This window comes from Streptosporangium nanhuense, from assembly GCF_059358815.1.
The window spans coordinates 20,205-35,081 of the sequence record NZ_JCADBG010000001.1 but is presented as its reverse complement, the minus strand read 5'-3'; the positions used below and the strand labels follow the sequence as shown (position 1 = coordinate 35,081).

Genomic DNA, 14,877 nt, shown 5'->3' with positions numbered 1-14,877 from the left:
GGTGATCCTTTCGGTGGGAGGGTGACCCGATCAGTCCTTGACGGCGCCGGCCGTGACGCCGGCGGTGACGTAGCGCTGCGCGAGGACGAGGAGAACGACCGCGGGTATCGACGCGACGACGGCGGTGGCCATGATCGCGTTCCACTGCTGGTTGTTGTTGCCGATGTAGCGGTAGATGCCCAGGGTGATCGGCTGATGGTCTCCCCCGCTGTCCAGCGTGGCGGCGAAGACGAAGTCCGACCACGCCCACAGGAACGCGAACAGCGACACCGTGATGACGGCGTTGCGGCTGACCGGCAGGACGATCGACCAGAAGGTCCGCACGGCTCCGGCGCCGTCCACCCGGGCGGCCTGGAGGAGTTCGTTCGGGATCGCGGACATGAACGCGGTGAGGACGAGGACCGCGAAGGGGACCGCGAGGGTGGAGTCGGCCACGATCAGGCCGGGGAGGGTGTTGAGCACGCCGAGGTTGAGGAACATGGCGTAGAAGCCCATCGCCATGATGACCCCGGGGATCATCTGGGCGATCAGCAGCACGAAGCTCAGCGCGCCACCGCCGCGCGGGCGCAGTTTGGCCAGCGAGTACGCCGCCGGGGCCGCGACCGCCAGGGTCAGCAGCACGGTCCCCAGCCCGACCACCAGGCTGACGCCCAGGTAGGGAAGCTGCTGGTCGAGGACCGCGCGGTAGCCGTCCAGGGTGCCGTGTACGGGGAACCACGACGGCGGGCTCCTGCGCATGTCCCGGTCCCGGGTGAACGACACGTTGATCATCCAGTAGACCGGGAACAGCATCACGCCGGTCAGCGCGAGCCCGATCAGCGTCTTCCACCAGCGGCGCGGGGCGCTCATGAGGGGTCCTGCCTTCCCTGGAGGCGGATGTGGAGCAACCCGAAGACCAGCGCCGTCGCGATCAGGATGTTGCCGACCGCGGCTCCCGGGCCGAAGGACGGCACCAGGTTTCCGAAGCCCAGCCGGTAGGACCAGATGGCGAGCGTGGTGGAGGAGCCGCTCGGCCCGCCCTTGGTCATGATCCAGATGATGTCGAACACCTTCAGCGTGTAGACCAGCCCGAGCAGCAGCGTGATCGCCGAGACGGGTCGCAGCAGGGGGAGGGTCACGTTCCAGAACCGCTGCCAGCCCGACGCGCCGTCCAGGGCGGCGGCCTCGTGGACCGACGGGCTGATCGCCTGGAGGCCGGAGTAGAGGATCACCAGGTTGAACGGGACGCCGATCCAGACGTTGGCGGCGATCACCGACCACAGCGACCAGTCCGGCGAGGTCAGCCAGTTGACCGGGCCGAGCCCGAACACGCCGAGCACCGCGTTGACCACGCCGGAGTCGCTGTTGAGCAGCCAGGCCCAGGTCGAGGACGACACGATCAGCGGGAGCAGCCACGGCACCAGGAACAGGGCGCGCAACGTCGCCGACAGCGGGAAGTTCCTGACGAAGAACAGGGCCAGGGCGAGTCCGGCGGTGAACTGGAAGGCCAGTGACACCACGGTGAACACCACGGTCTGCCACAGCGCGGGCCCGAACGTGGCGTCCTTGAGCACCTCGGCGTAGTTGGCGAACCCGGTGAAGGGCGCGTCACCCCGGACGAACGAGCGCACCGTGTAGTCGCGCAGGCTCAGCTCCACGTTGCGGAACAGCGGGTAGGCGTAGAACACCAGCAGGTAGACGACGATCGGTACCAGGAAGCCCCATGCCACCCACCGATCCGGCCCCCGCCGGGCCGCTCCGCGGTGGCCCGGTCCGTTCGGGACGGGGCCACCGCCGGCGGGGGCCGGGCGCCGGGTGGGTGTCCGGGCGATTCGAGTCATTGTCCGGGTGATTCGAGTCATGCCCCGGGCCTACTGGATCGCGCTCGCCGCCGCGGTCTGCGCGTCGGTCATCGCCTCCTGGGGGCTCCTGGCCCCGCTCAGCGCCGCCTGCACCGCGCCCCACATCGGCTCGGAGATCTTCGGATACTTGGTGCCGAGATCGTCGCTGGTACGGCCCTTGGCCGCCTTGACCGCCTCCACCCACACCGCGAGCTCGGGGTTGTCGGCGCTCTGCCGGGTCTGGACCTGGTCGGTGGGCGCGATGTACGACAGCGCCGTCGCCGTGGCGAGGGAGTTGTCGGTGCTGGTCAGGCACGTCACCAGCTTCTGGGAGGTGGCGTAGCGCGCGGTGTCCCGCTGGACGGGGACGCTGACGAACTCGCCGCCGGTTGGCGCCGCCGCGGTTCCGCCGTCCTTGGCCGGCACCGGGATGACGCCGTACTCGAAGCCGGTCTCCTTGGCGTTGGCCAGTTGCCAGGTGCCGTTCTCGGCGAAGGCGTAGTCACCACTGGCGAACTCCTGCCAGCTGGTGGTCTGGGTGTTGTTGATGACCGAGTTCGGGGCGAGCCCCTTCTTCAGCCAGTCGGTCCACAGCGCCACCGCCGACACGCCCTGCGGCGAGTCGAGCTTGGTGAGCCGCGCGCCCGACCCCCAGAACCAGGGCAGGAACTGGAAGCTGCCCTCCTCGGTGCCGATGGCGGAGAACGTGATGCCCTTCCCGCCCGCCGCCTTGACCTTCTCCAGGGCCGCGGTCAGCGAGGCCCAGTCCTTGACGGAGGCGATGTCCACCCCCGCCTTGTCGAGCACCGCCTTGTTGTAGTAGAGCGCCAGGGTGTTGGCCCCGATCGGGACGCCGTAGGTGTCGCCGCCGCTCTGCCCGGCCGCGATGAGGTTGGGCGAGATCGCCGAGATGTCGAGCCTGTTCTCCGCGGTCGTGGTCAGCACGCCGGCCTCGGCGAGCGTCGACACCACCGGGTTGTCGACGACGAGCACGTCGGGGGCGTTGCCCTGCTGCGCGGCGAGCAGCGCCTTGTTGGTCAGGTCGGTGGTGTCGTAGCCCGCGCGTTCGATCGTCACACCGGCCTGGGTGCCGCAGGTGTCCAGCAGCCTCACCCAGTCGGAGGTCTTGTCGTACTGCGGATAGGGGTCCCAGACGGTGTATGTCCCGCCCGCCTGGCCGGGGGCCGCCGCGGTGCCCTCCGTGCCCTCGGTGGAGGAGGTGGCCGAACAGCCGGCCAGGCAACTGGCGGCCAGGAGAGCCAGGCCCGCGCCGAGCGTACGCCTGCTCAATCCTGCTGATCTCGGTGCCGACATGGATCCGGCCGTCCTTTCGGGGGCGGGTGATGTGGGTGTGGTGAGGTTCGCCGTTCGCACGGTTCCGGCCTCCGCCGACCGGTGTCACGTGCCTGTCTCCGCTCGATGTCGAACCGATCGCTCGAATCGGTTCGACTGAACCTAAGACGATGTCGCATGCGCGTCAATGGGTCATCCGGGATCTCCTCGCCCCAGGAAAGCGATTTTCCTGGTCAGACCGCGACCTCTCCAGGTGAACCGATTCCGCCTACGATGGGAAAACGTCGTAGCCAAGCCCGCTGAGGAGTGCCGGTGAACATCGGAGAGATCGCCAAGCGGTCGGGCGTGTCCCGCAGCACGGTGTCGTACGCGTTGAGCGGCAAACGACCGGTGGCGGAGGCGACCCGGCGGCGCATCCAGGCGGTCATCGACGAGCTCGGCTACCGCCCCAACGCCGCGGCCAGGGCCCTCAAGGAGGGCAGGACACGCACCATCGGGCTGGTCATCCCCCCGGCCAGCCGGCGCCTCACCGACGCCCAGCTGGGCTTCGTCGCCAGCGTGGTCGACGCCGCCGCGCGCGCCGACCTCGACGTGCTGCTCTCGCCGTCCGGCGGGGAACACGGCCGCTCGTTCGAGCGCGTGGCCACCGGTGCCCGCGTCGACGGGGTCATCCTCATGGAGATCCGGCTGGAGGACGACCGGGTCACCCGCCTGGCGGAGGTCGGGCTGCCGTTCGTCGGCATCGGCCACACCAGCCGGCCCGACGAGATGACCTGGGTGGACATCGACTACGAGACGCTGATAGCCCGCTGTGTCCGTCATCTGGCCGACCTGGGTCATCGTCACATCGCCCTGGTCAACCGCTCGGCCGAACTGGTCGCCGCCGGGTACGGCCCCGGCCACCGGGCACAGCTCGGCTTCACCCGCGCCGTCGCCGAGCGCGGCCTGGAGGGCGTGCAGGTCTGTTGCGCCGACGACGCCCAGGCGGGACGGGTCTGCGTCGAGAACCTGCTGTTCACACACCCCGAGCTGACCGCCATCGCCACCATCAACGAGGCCGCCATGCCCGGCATGCAGCGCGCGCTGGCGCACGCCCGGCTCGCGGTGCCCGGCGATTTCTCGCTCACCGGGGTCGCCGCCCGGCGCTGGGCGGAGAACCTGCACCCGCCGCTCACCGCGGCCGACATCCTGACGGACGAGCTGGGCGCGCAAGCCGTCGAACTGCTCATCCAGCGCATCGCCGATCCCGGCCTCCCGCATCGCCAGCTGCTCGCCGCCCCGCCGATCTCGCTGCGCGAGTCGACCGGACCGGCGCGCCCCCGCGTCAGCCCCGCCTGACCCACGAGCACCGCGCCGACCCGCACTGACCTGGGCTGACCCGCGCTGACCCGCGCCGGCCCGCGCCGGCCCGCACTGATCCGCGCCGGTCTGCGTTGACCCGAGCCGACCCGCGCCCGCCTGCGTTGACCCGCGGGCCGGCGCGATCGGGCCAGGTCTCGCGACCACGACGATGTCTCCGATCCTTCGCACCGGGCGTTCACCTCGGGCCGCACCGTCAGGGCCTGCCGGTCCGGCACGCGCACCCTCCGGCTCATCGAATCGATTCGGGAACAACGGACCCGGCGGCGAGAAGAATCTCGCCGCCGGGCCTGTCACAGCCGCTACCGCGAAGGCGGGCGTGGCCAGGGCCGCCCGGAGTCCGGCCCTTCCGCGCACCGGCGGGTCAGCTCCTGGTCCATTTCTGGCTGCTCGTGCCGGTGCAGGACCACAGCTGGACCTTGGTCCCGTTGGCGGTGCCGAAGTTGCTCGCCTCCAGGCACTTGCCGGACTGCACGCCGGTGACGGTGCCGTCGCCGTTGACGTTCCACTGCTGGTTGGTGCCGCCGTTGCAGTCCCAGATGATCACCTGGGTGCCGTTGGCGGTGCCCTGCCCGTTGGCGTCCAGGCACTTGTTGCCGTACACCTGCAACTGCTTGCCCGAGGTGTGGGTGAAGCGCTGGTTGGTGCCGCCGCCGCAGTCCCACAGGTGGGCCTGGGTGCCGTTGGTGGTGCTGGCGTTGGGGATGTCGAGGCAGCGGCCGGACTGGGCGCCGACGAGCTGGACGCCCTGAGCGGGGGTGCCGCCGGCCGGCGCGTAGCCCGCGGCGGCGATGTTGGCCTGCACCGCGTTCTCGGTGGCCTCCGACGGGTAGCCGGAGGTCAGCACGCCCTCGAAGAAGGTGCCGCGGCCGGAGACGCTGTTGTCGCCGCCGATGCCGAGCAGGATGGCGCCCTCCTTCTTCATCGGGTGGTAGCCGTTGGGGCGCCGCCCGTCGAAGTAGGTGGTCAAGCCGCCCGACTGGGCGTTGCCGCCCCGGATGGCCCAGTGGTTCGGCTCGCCCTTGACGATGGCGGTGACGAAGCGGTGGTTGATGGGCGCGAGGTTGTTGTAGCCCGCGTTCACCCCGGAGAACAGTCCCCACTCCAGGTCGGCCATGATCCACGGTCCGGCCCCGGCCCCGTAGCCCCACTGTTTGTTGGCGCCGAAGTAGACGGTCTCCATGATGGCGCGCTCGTCGGCCTGGCCGTCGGTCTGCGCGTTGCCGTAGTCGAAGCAGCACCACTGGTTGTAGTGCGTGCCGTCGACGACGGCGTAGATGCCCTCGGGCTGGTCGCCGGTCGCCACGCCGTTGGTGTTGTTGTTGCGGTAGCCGGTGCCGGGTTCGACGCGGACGCCGTAGGCCTTGCTGCCGCCGACGGTGATCGGGGCCGCTTTGGCGTCGGCGAGGTTGTCCCATCCGCCGGGACCGGGGCCGGGCCAGAAACCGGGGGGCGCCTGGGTGAGGCGGTTGTCGCGGCCGGACTGGTCGTACAGGATGGTGATGACGCAGGCGGTGTTGGCGCAGAAGGTGTCCTGGGTGGCGGCGTTGACGACCCCGCCGGCGCTCAGCACGCCGATGTCGCGAGTGGTGTTGTCCGAGGAACGTCTGACCTGGTACAGCGGGCCGTTGTAGGTGCCGTACAGCGCCCGGGTGGTGCTGTGCGCCGCCACGCACGGCGTCCCGCCCGAGGCGTAGATGTCACACGGGCCGGTGGTGGCGGCCTGAGCCGTACCGCCGCCGCCGGTCAGGCAGGCGGCGGCGATCAACACGCTCGCACCGGCCGCGAACACCCTTCTCGAACTCGCGAGGGGCATGACGCCTCCTTCTTGCCGGACCGCGTCCTTCGGACGTGCGGGGCGTCCCGCGACTTCCGAAGGCGCGGCTCGTCGGAGAAACGGATTCCTTACGAACCTCACCGGGTCAGCTCCTGGTCCATTTCTGGCTGCTCGTGCCGGTGCAGGACCACAGCTGGACCTTGGTGCCGTTGCCGGTCCCGAAGTTGCTCGCCTCCAGGCACTTGCCGGACTGCACGCCGGTGACGGTGCCGTCGGAATTGACGTTCCACTGCTGGTTGGTGCCGCCGTTGCAGTCCCAGATGATCACCTGGGTGCCGTTGGCGGTGCCCTGCCCGTTGGCGTCCAGGCACTTGTTGCCGTACACCTGCAACTGCTTGGAGGAGGTCAGGGTCCACTGCTGGTTGGTGCCGCCGCCGCAGTCCCACAGCTGCGTCTGGGTGCCGTTGGCGGTGGTCGCGTTCGGGACGTCCAGGCACCGGCCGGCGTTGACGTTGCGCAACACCGACGTCGACCCGTTGCCGTTGCCGGGGTCGGAGGAGGGCGGCAGCAGCGTGACGGTGTAGGAGTCGTCGACGGCGGTGTGCGGCAGGTTGACCGTCGCGCCGTTGCCGGACAGGGTCACCACGGAGTTCTGGACGGTGACCGGAGCCGTGACGGCGCCGCCGCCGTTGTGGGGGATGCGCTCGGCGACGACCCTCACCTGGTTGTTCTCCACGATGCCGCTCGTGGCGTCCAGGCGCCGCAGGTTGACGGCGATGTTGCCGGTCGTGGTGCCGCCGCCGACCAGGATCTTGGCCGTCCCCGCCGCCTTGGTGGCGAACGCGTCGTACGAGGCGCTGGGGGTGACGGACACGATCTGGCCGGTCTGCGAGCCGTAGAAGCGGTAGGCCCACCATTCGCCCTTCGGCTGGTACTGGCCCGCCGAGTTGCGGACGAGCAGGTTGCCGAGGTCGTTGTGCAGGTTTCCCCCGCCCGCCCAGTTGGCGCGCAGGCCGTCGGCGCCGGCCCGCTCCAGGCGCGCGATGTACCAGGACCCGTCGGCGGGGTTCTGCTCGTTGGACGCCCCGTACTCGTTGATCTGGTAGGGCCGCGGGTGCGCGATGCCACGGGAGTTCAGCGTGGTGTCGGCCGCCGCCACGTTGGCCACCGGGTCGCCCGGCAGGGAGTGCCAGCTGATGATGTCGGGGACCACGTTGTTGGCCTTGACGTAGTCGAGGTACTGGTTCCAGAAGGCGTGGCCGGTGGACGGCACGCACGCGCAGCTCGGCCCGACGATGAGCTGCGCCGGGAACGCGGCCCGGACGCGCTGGTAGGTGCGTCGCCACAGCTCGAGGTACTGGGACTGCGGGCGGTTCCAGAACAGCGTGATGTTGGGCTCGTTCCACAGGTCCCACTGCACCGGGGCTCCGGTGGCCCGCACGTCGTCGATCAGGCGGGTGAGGAAGTTGTCGTAGTCCGTCCAGTTGCCGTTGTCGCCGGGGAAGCGCGAGATCGGGTAGCCGTCGGCGCCCCAGAGGTCGTGGACGAGCAGGATGAACTCACCGCCCAGTGACCGGGTGCGCAGCAACTGGGCGCGGGTGGCGTTCCACCGGCGGTCGTACCTGCCCGACACCCAGCCGCCCGGGCTGTCGAGCTGCGCCCCGCCGGCCCGCATGTACCGGAACCTCACGTCGGTGAAGAACCGGTCGGGCGGGCCCGACGCGTTCTCGGTCATGCCGTAGATCCAGCCGGAGGCCCGGTAGGTCGGGGTGCCGCCGCCGGCGGAGAAGTCGACGGCGATGGACTGGTCCGCGGCCTGGGCCGGCGTGGCGGACGTCACGACGGGGCCCGCGACGAGTGCGGCGACGGCGAGAAAGGCGGCGATCGCGCGGCGGCTCCTGGGCCGCCCGCCGGGCGCGGCGTCCGCACATGACTCGTCGGACGGGGAGGGGCGGAGCGGATGGGCCGGGAGCGATGAGCCGGAATGCCACAGCCGGGCCCGGCGGAGGATGTCGCCGACGTTCACCTTGGACTCTCCTCACTCGTGGGTGCTGCGCGCACATGTGAGTGGAATGGCTTCGGGGGGAGGGTGGCGCGAAAACCAGGATGTCCGACATCGAATCGATTCGACCGCAGCCTAGATCTCGCTGTCAGTGATGTCAACAACATGTGTTATGGAAGTGAACGCACGGTTTCGGGCGCCGCCCGCCCCCGCCGAACACCACCCCCCTGCCGAACGCCGGCCACCGGTCTCGAAGTCGCCACGGGAGGACGTCCGGCGCGAGCGACCGGAAGACTCCGGCAAGAGGGCGGATCCTTCCGGCGATGAGAACAGGCATTTCTAAGCCTCCTGCTAGGCAGGCCTATTTATGAGCACACACAAGCCTTTTCGCCACACGCGTCGATCTTCTCCTGCCCCGACCTGGACGTCCAGCGTTGTCAGGAGCGACAATCGCATCACGGGCGGTTCATCCCTACCGGTTAGGAAGGTTCTAGCGGCAAGAATCACCGGGTCGAGACGCAGGATGAGTATGAAACTTTCATCCCTCCATGAGGGCCGCTCGCCCGCGTTTCCTGCCCGCGAGACCCGCGCCGGGAAAGGCGCCCCCGTCTTCCTGCCGAAACACCGGGGCCGTCGCCGCCGCCCGCCATACATGATCATCTCCACCGGCACAGCCCTGGCCGACGCGGGAGGAGCCTCCTCGGCAGCGGATGATCGACTCCTACCCTGAGATCCTCACGGGATCGAATCGATACGACCGCATACCGACGGGAGCCGGCGTGCCCCCCACCAAGCTGTCGCGGTTACGCGGTCGGGCCGCTCTGGCCGGAACGGCTCTGCTCACCGTCGCCCTCCTCGCCCTCCCCCGGTGACAGAGCCGGCCGAAGCCGCTCCCGCCGTCCACGAGCCCACCTGGGCGCCGGTGGATCAGCACCCGGCCGCGCCGGAATGGTTCCAGGACGCGAAGGGCCGGCATTGACTCCGACCCCGACGAGTGGGCGCAGCTGGCCGCCGACTCCGGCGCCAGGTTCGCCGGGCCGGTGGCCGAGCACCACGACGGCTACTCCATGTGGGACAGCCAGATCAACGAGTGGAACTCCGTCGACCGCGGACCCAGGCTCGACCTGCTCGACCTGCTCGACCTGCTCGACCTGCTCGACCTGCTCGACCTGCTCGGTGGCGGCAAGTGCCTGGACGTCAACGGCGGCGGGACCGCCGACGGCAGCAGGCTGCACATCTGGACCTGCCACGGTGGCACCAACCAGCGGTGGACGCGAGTCTGCCCCCTCCGTCCCCGGACCCATCGTCCCCGGACCGCGCCGGGTCGCGTGACGCCAAATCTTGACAGGGGATCACCAGGACGCGCGCGTGGGCGCGTCCCCGGGCCTCGGCGATGCGAGGCTGGGAAGAGAGATCCGGCCTCGCATCGCGACAACAGGGGTGATTCGATGAACATCGACCGATTCGGCGGGCCGGTGCTCTCGCTCTTCCGCATGGTGACGGGCTTCCTCTTCCTCTGCCACGGCGTGGCGTCGATGTTCGGCGTCTTCGGCGGCAACCCCGCCACCGGCCGGGCCGTCGACTTCGCGGTCTGGCCCGGCTGGTGGGCCGCGCTCGTCCAGGTGCTCTGCGGCGGGCTCGTCCTCGCCGGACTCCTCACCCGCCCCGCCGCGATCCTCGCGTCCGGTTCGATGGCGTACGCGTTCTTCGTGGTGCACCTGCCGCAGGAGCTCCTGCCGCTGCGCAACGGCGGTGAGCCGTCGGCGATGTTCTGCTGGTCGTTCCTGCTCGTCGCCGTGCTGGGCCCGGGCCCGTGGGCGATCGACAGCCTGCTCCGGCGCCACCGGGAGGAGTCCCCGGAGCCCGGCCTCGCCCACGTACCCGCGCGTTCCGGGGGGAACTGACCACCGGCCGCCCGGGATCCGGCGAGCTCACGGCGGAAATCCGCATCTTTTTCCTCTCTTCCGCGGGATTCGCGAAAAGCCCACGTCAGCGCGGGTGAACCCGCCTGGAGCGAAGGCCGGCGAGGCCGTACGACATCCCGCGCGCGGGCACGTTTCCGCAGGTCAGGCAGAACATGAACGTATGTTTCACGTTTGCCAAACCCGGATCGCGTGGTCAAGGATGAAGCATCTCCGACCGCGCCCCCGACCAGGGGTCTGTTCGGCATGCCGCCAACCGCCCACGCCCACCCCAGGAGGGGACGATGATCCATGCCCGAGGGCTGACCCGGCGATTCAAGGTGAGGAAGGGAAGCGTCGACGCCGTGCGCGGCCTCGACATCGATGTGGAGGCGGGGCAGCTGGTGGCCTTCCTCGGCCCCAACGGCGCCGGGAAGTCCACCAGCCTGCGCATGCTGACCTCCCTGCTCCCGCCGACGTCGGGAACCGCGATCGTCGCGGGCCGCGACGTCGTGTCGGACCCGGCGGGGGTCCGCGCCCGCATCGGGTACGTGGGCCAGAAGAACGGCTCGGGCGAGAACTTCCGCGTCCGCGACGAGCTGGTGACCCAGGCGCGCTGCTACGGACTGCGCCGGCCGGAGGCGCACCGGCGGGCCGACGAGATCCTCGGCATGCTCGACCTGGAGTCGCTGGCCACCCGCAAGCCCGGCACCCTGTCGGGCGGCCAGCGCCGCCGCCTCGACATCGCGCTGGGGCTCATCCACCGGCCCAAGCTGCTGTTCCTGGACGAGCCCTCGACCGGTCTCGACCCGCAGAGCCGCGCCAACATCTGGGAGCACATCCTGCGGCTGCGCGAGCTGCACGGCACGACCCTCTTCCTGACCACCCACTACCTGGAGGAGGCCGACAACATGGCCGAGCGGGTGGTGATCATCGACCACGGCCGGATCATCGCCGACGGGACGGCCGAGCGGCTGAAGGGCGACCTGGCCGGTGACCGCATCACGATCACCGTCCACGACGAGCCGGCGGCGGTGACGGCCGCCGGGATCGCCGAGCGGATCGCCGGTCCCGGCGCGGTCGCCGTCGACGGGACGACGGTCCGGCTGCGGGTGCCCCACGCGGGCGCGGCGCTGCCGGAGTACCTCCGGTCGCTGGAGTCGTCCGGGGTGAAGGTCGCCACCGCCGAGACCACCCGTCCCACGCTGGACGACGTGTTCCTCGCGCTGACCGGCCGCAGCCTGCGCGAGAGCGACGAGACCGGCGAACTCGCGGGAGGGACCGGCGGGCCCTCGAACGACGCGGGCGTTTCCTGACCCTCCCGCTGCCCTCGCCGTCCCCCTGTTCCCGCTGTCCCCGCTGTCCTTGGCGATCCCGCCGTCCCCCGCCGTCCTCCGGCGCCCCCGCCCCCTCCCCCCACCGGCCAGAAAGGCCACACCGTGAGCGCGCAGTTCCTCCGTGACACCGGAACCGTCTTCTCCCGTGAGTTCGCCCCCGTGGTGCGCGAACCCCTCGGGCTCCTCTTCACCATGGGCCAGCCGCTGCTCTTCCTGTTCCTGTTCGGCCCGCTGCTCTCGGGAGTGGGGAGCTTCGAGGGCGAGGGCTCGCCGTGGCAGTGGTTCGTGCCCGGCATCCTGATCATGATGTGCCTGACCGGCCCGATGATGGCCGGATACTCCCTGCTGATCGACCTGATCGGCGGTTCGATGGAGCGGATGCTGGTCACCCCCCTGAACCGCACGGCGATGCTGGTCGGCCGGACGATGAAGGAGTTCGCCATCCTGCTGGCCCAGGCCGTGCTGATCATCGTCCTCGCGGTGCCGCTGGGCTTCCGCCCGCACCTCACCGGCGTGCTCGCCGGTCTGGTGGTGCTGACCGTGTTCGGGGTCGGCCTGGGCGCGCTCTCCTTCGCCCTCGCGATCGCGTCCAGCCCGGGAGGCGACCTGTTCTACGGGGTCACCCAGATGGTGATGTTCCCGCTGATGCTGCTGTCGGGCGTACTGCTGCCCACGGATTCGGGGCCGGGGTGGCTCCAGGCCGTCGCCGCGCTGAATCCGGTCTCCTACGTCGTCGAGGCGGAGCGGGCGCTGTTCTCCGGCCGTTTCGCGGACATGTCGGTGCTGTACGGGACGCTCTGCGCCTGCGTCGTCGCGGCGGTGGGCCTGGTGGTCGGCACCCGGGCGATGCGCCGCGCCGTCTGACGCCCGGGCCGGGATCCCGCGACGCGTCCGGTCGCCCGTCGCGTGGGCGCGTGCCCCGGCGGGGTGCGGAAAACCTTGACGGGCTGCGGAGAACCTTGGCGGGCTGCGGAGAACCTGGCGGGGCCGCGGAGAACCTTGACAGGGCACGGAGGACGGCCGGCCGCCCGGGGTTTCCCCCGGACGGCCGGCCGGTCGGATCAACGACTCCGGAGACGCTCCGTGGCCGGGGTCACCACGGGGACGGCGCCGGCGGCGCGACGACCGGCGGGCGGTCGTCACAGGTGATGGTGTTCGGCAGCATCCACGGGGCGAGCCAGGCGCCGGTGGTGCCGCCGCCGTCGTTGCCGCCGAGGTCCGTCAGCGAGAACTCCGAGCCGGTGGGCGGGAAGTTGAACGAGCCGCAGTTGTTGACGCCGACCGCGCCGACGTTGCGGGCGTCCACGTTCTCGAAGGAGGCGGACCCCTTCACCCGGGCACTGACCACGGAGGTGCCGGTGCCGTCGACCCTGATGTCCTTGAAGTGGACGTTCGTGATCGAGTAGAGGTCCTTCACACCCCAGTCGCTGACCAGCATGATCGCGTTGTAGGTGTTGTCGAGGAAGTGGTTCCCGACCACCTGGATGTCGGCCTCGATGTTCTTGTCGAGCGCGTAGAGCCAGATGGCGCCCAGGCCGATGTTCCAGTTCAGCTCGTACGTGCCGGCCCGGACCGTGGTGTTGTCCTTGATCGACAACTGTCCGGCGAACGCCTCGGCGCCGAAGCGGGAGCCGACGTGGATGCCGCTGCCCTCGCGGATCGGGTCGGCGACCAGGTTGTTCGAGATGGTGTTGTCCGTGCCGCCGTAGACGGCGATGCCGTTGGCGAGGGTCGGCGTCTGCACGGTGTTGCGGTCGAACGTGTTGCGGGCGTTGGCGATCTTCTCCGACCACAGGGCGAGGCCGTCGTCACCGGTGTTGCGGGTGAAGTTGTTCGACACGACCGAGTCGGTGACGCCGCCGTGGAAGTTGAGGGCGTCGGCGATCTGGTCGACGATGATGTTGTTCGTGATCTTCAGGTTCCGCATCGGCCCGTCGAACCACATGCCCACCTTGGTGCGGTGGATGTGGAGGCCGTCGACGGTCGAGTCGCTCAGCGCCCCGCCGATGCCGTTCACCTGGTCGGTGTCGATGCGCTCGCGGACGTCACCCTCGATCGCGAAGCCGGACAGGTGCACGTTCCTGCTGCCGCCGTCCGCCGCGTCCTTGCCGTAGAAGCCGACGCCGGTGTGCACCGAGCCGTCGGGGGCCGGGGCGGGAAGGGCGACCTCCTTGCCCTTGATGATCGTGTACCAGTTGCCGGCGCCCTCGATCGTCACGTTGTCGACGATGATGTGGCGGTTCACCTGGTAGACGCCCGGCGGGATGTAGACCTTGAGGCGGCTGCGCTTGGCGAACGCGATCGCCTTGTCGATCGCGTCGGCGGAGTCGCGCCTGCCGAGCGGGTCGGCGCCGAAGGCCAGCACGTTCGCCGCGACGAGCCTGACGTGCGGCGCGCCGACGAGCTCGGAGTCGAGCAGGTCGATGACCGTCCAGGCCGCGTTGCTCCCGGCCGGGACCGTGAGCCGCACCTTGTCACCCGCGCGGTACGTCCTGCCGAGCAGGAGACGCTGCTCGTCGTAGAAGTGGGTGGGACGGAACGGCTTGGTGATCGTCGGGGCGGGCGTCGTGGCGCTGGGCACGCACGCGCACTCGGTGATCCACCAGTCGGGGTGCAGCAGGTCGGCGTTCGGGTCGTTCGTGAACGGATACTGGTTGTACAGCCACGAGTACTGCGAGGTGAGGGTCATCACCTTCTTGCCCCCGCCGTTCACCGTGACGTTCAGCGGCGCGGTGATGCCTCCGCCGTTGGGGGCGTCGGGGATGCTGTAGCGCACGGTGATCGCGTTGGCCGTCTTCGGCAGCGTGAACTCGACGTGCTGCCCCGGCGTCAGCCTGACCGCCTTGCGGCCGGACGCCTCTCCCGCCAGCGTGTACGCGGCGCGGTCAGGGCCGATGGCCGTGCCGTTCGTCGTGGCGTTCTCCGCCTCCTGCTCGGCGAAGGCGACGCCGGCGCCCCGGCCCGCGACGAGTGACGGGTCGAGGGCGGCGCGCGTCACCACGGGAGCCGCCCCGCCCGTGCCCGCGAGAGCCGGGGCGGCGGGCACGACGCCGAGGCCGACGGAGGCCGCGACCACCGCGGCGACCGCCACCGATGTCCTTCGCGGTGGCCTGCCGGTCCATCTCGCCACAGCTCCTGTGATGCTCCGTGACATCGGATGCTCGTTTCTCTCGGGGGGTGAACACCTGAAGGCGCTCGGGGCGGAGCGAACGCCACGAGGGTGAGGTGACAGTAGGACTCCGATGCCTCGTTCCACAAGGCTCCTGCGAAATAGTTTCGTAATCTTGCTCTGTTGCTTCGGATACCTCGTAGGTTCTTGCAGAGCCTGTCATGAGTCATTGCGATGTTTCGCAACGCACGACCTGCCGCGATACGAAGTGAAACACGT

The 14,877-nt window shown here is 70.0% G+C and carries 10 protein-coding genes; 4 read left to right on the top strand and 6 right to left on the bottom strand.

Annotated features, from left to right (window positions below; translation table 11 throughout):
• Positions 1-30: 30 nt before the first annotated feature.
• From AC5L38_RS00135 to AC5L38_RS00125, 3 genes are all read right to left on the bottom strand, one after another.
• Positions 31-849: a carbohydrate ABC transporter permease gene (locus tag AC5L38_RS00135; RefSeq protein WP_495240654.1), complete on the bottom strand. Its 819-nt coding sequence runs from the start codon at positions 847-849 to the stop codon at positions 31-33.
• Positions 846-1,709, bottom strand: coding sequence for a carbohydrate ABC transporter permease (locus AC5L38_RS00130; protein ID WP_495240653.1), 864 nt, complete (start codon positions 1,707-1,709; stop codon positions 846-848). The genes AC5L38_RS00135 and AC5L38_RS00130 overlap by 4 nt, the downstream gene beginning before the upstream one ends.
• A 141-nt stretch (positions 1,710-1,850) precedes the next feature.
• A complete protein-coding gene (locus tag AC5L38_RS00125; protein WP_495240652.1) occupies positions 1,851-3,110 on the bottom strand; it encodes a sugar ABC transporter substrate-binding protein in 1,260 nt (419 codons plus the stop codon).
• Between the two features lie 315 nt (positions 3,111-3,425).
• On the opposite strand from AC5L38_RS00125, the gene AC5L38_RS00120 reads away from it, so the two are divergent.
• Positions 3,426-4,451 (top strand): LacI family DNA-binding transcriptional regulator, encoded by a 1,026-nt coding sequence (locus tag AC5L38_RS00120; RefSeq protein ID WP_495240651.1) that lies wholly within the window; start codon positions 3,426-3,428, stop codon positions 4,449-4,451.
• Positions 4,452-4,836: 385 nt separating this feature from the next.
• Here AC5L38_RS00120 and AC5L38_RS00115 read toward each other — a convergent pair whose 3' ends face one another.
• Complete coding sequence (locus tag AC5L38_RS00115; protein WP_495240650.1) at positions 4,837-6,288, bottom strand: arabinofuranosidase catalytic domain-containing protein; 1,452 nt, start codon at positions 6,286-6,288, stop codon at positions 4,837-4,839.
• A 106-nt stretch (positions 6,289-6,394) separates the two neighbouring features.
• A complete protein-coding gene (locus AC5L38_RS00110) occupies positions 6,395-8,275 on the bottom strand; it encodes an RICIN domain-containing protein (protein ID WP_495240649.1) in 1,881 nt (626 codons plus the stop codon).
• Between the two features lie 902 nt (positions 8,276-9,177).
• Between AC5L38_RS00110 and AC5L38_RS00105 the strand changes: the two genes are divergently transcribed.
• From AC5L38_RS00105 to AC5L38_RS00095, 3 genes are all read left to right on the top strand, one after another.
• The gene (locus tag AC5L38_RS00105; RefSeq protein ID WP_495241523.1) at positions 9,178-10,155 is read left to right on the top strand and encodes an alpha-L-fucosidase; all 978 of its coding nucleotides are present in this window, start codon (positions 9,178-9,180) and stop codon (positions 10,153-10,155) included.
• Between the two features lie 302 nt (positions 10,156-10,457).
• Positions 10,458-11,468 (top strand): ATP-binding cassette domain-containing protein, encoded by a 1,011-nt coding sequence (locus tag AC5L38_RS00100; RefSeq protein ID WP_495240648.1) that lies wholly within the window; start codon positions 10,458-10,460, stop codon positions 11,466-11,468.
• 123 nt (positions 11,469-11,591) lie between these two features.
• Positions 11,592-12,353: an ABC transporter permease gene (locus AC5L38_RS00095; protein ID WP_495240647.1), complete on the top strand. Its 762-nt coding sequence runs from the start codon at positions 11,592-11,594 to the stop codon at positions 12,351-12,353.
• Between the two features lie 229 nt (positions 12,354-12,582).
• Here the strand turns inward: AC5L38_RS00095 and AC5L38_RS00090 are convergent, their stop codons facing one another.
• On the bottom strand, positions 12,583-14,580 hold the full coding sequence (locus AC5L38_RS00090) for a glycosyl hydrolase family 28-related protein (protein ID WP_495240646.1): 1,998 nt from the start codon (positions 14,578-14,580) through the stop codon (positions 12,583-12,585).
• Positions 14,581-14,877: the final 297 nt, after the last annotated feature.

Excerpts from the sequence above, each read along its gene's own strand:
- AC5L38_RS00115 (WP_495240650.1), bottom strand. The coding sequence starts at position 6,288 with ATGCCCCTCGCGAGTTCGAGAAGGGTGTTCGCGGCCGGTGCGAGCGTG.
- AC5L38_RS00100 (WP_495240648.1), top strand. The coding sequence starts at position 10,458 with ATGATCCATGCCCGAGGGCTGACCCGGCGATTCAAGGTGAGGAAGGGA.
- AC5L38_RS00135 (WP_495240654.1), bottom strand. The coding sequence starts at position 849 with ATGAGCGCCCCGCGCCGCTGGTGGAAGACGCTGATCGGGCTCGCGCTG.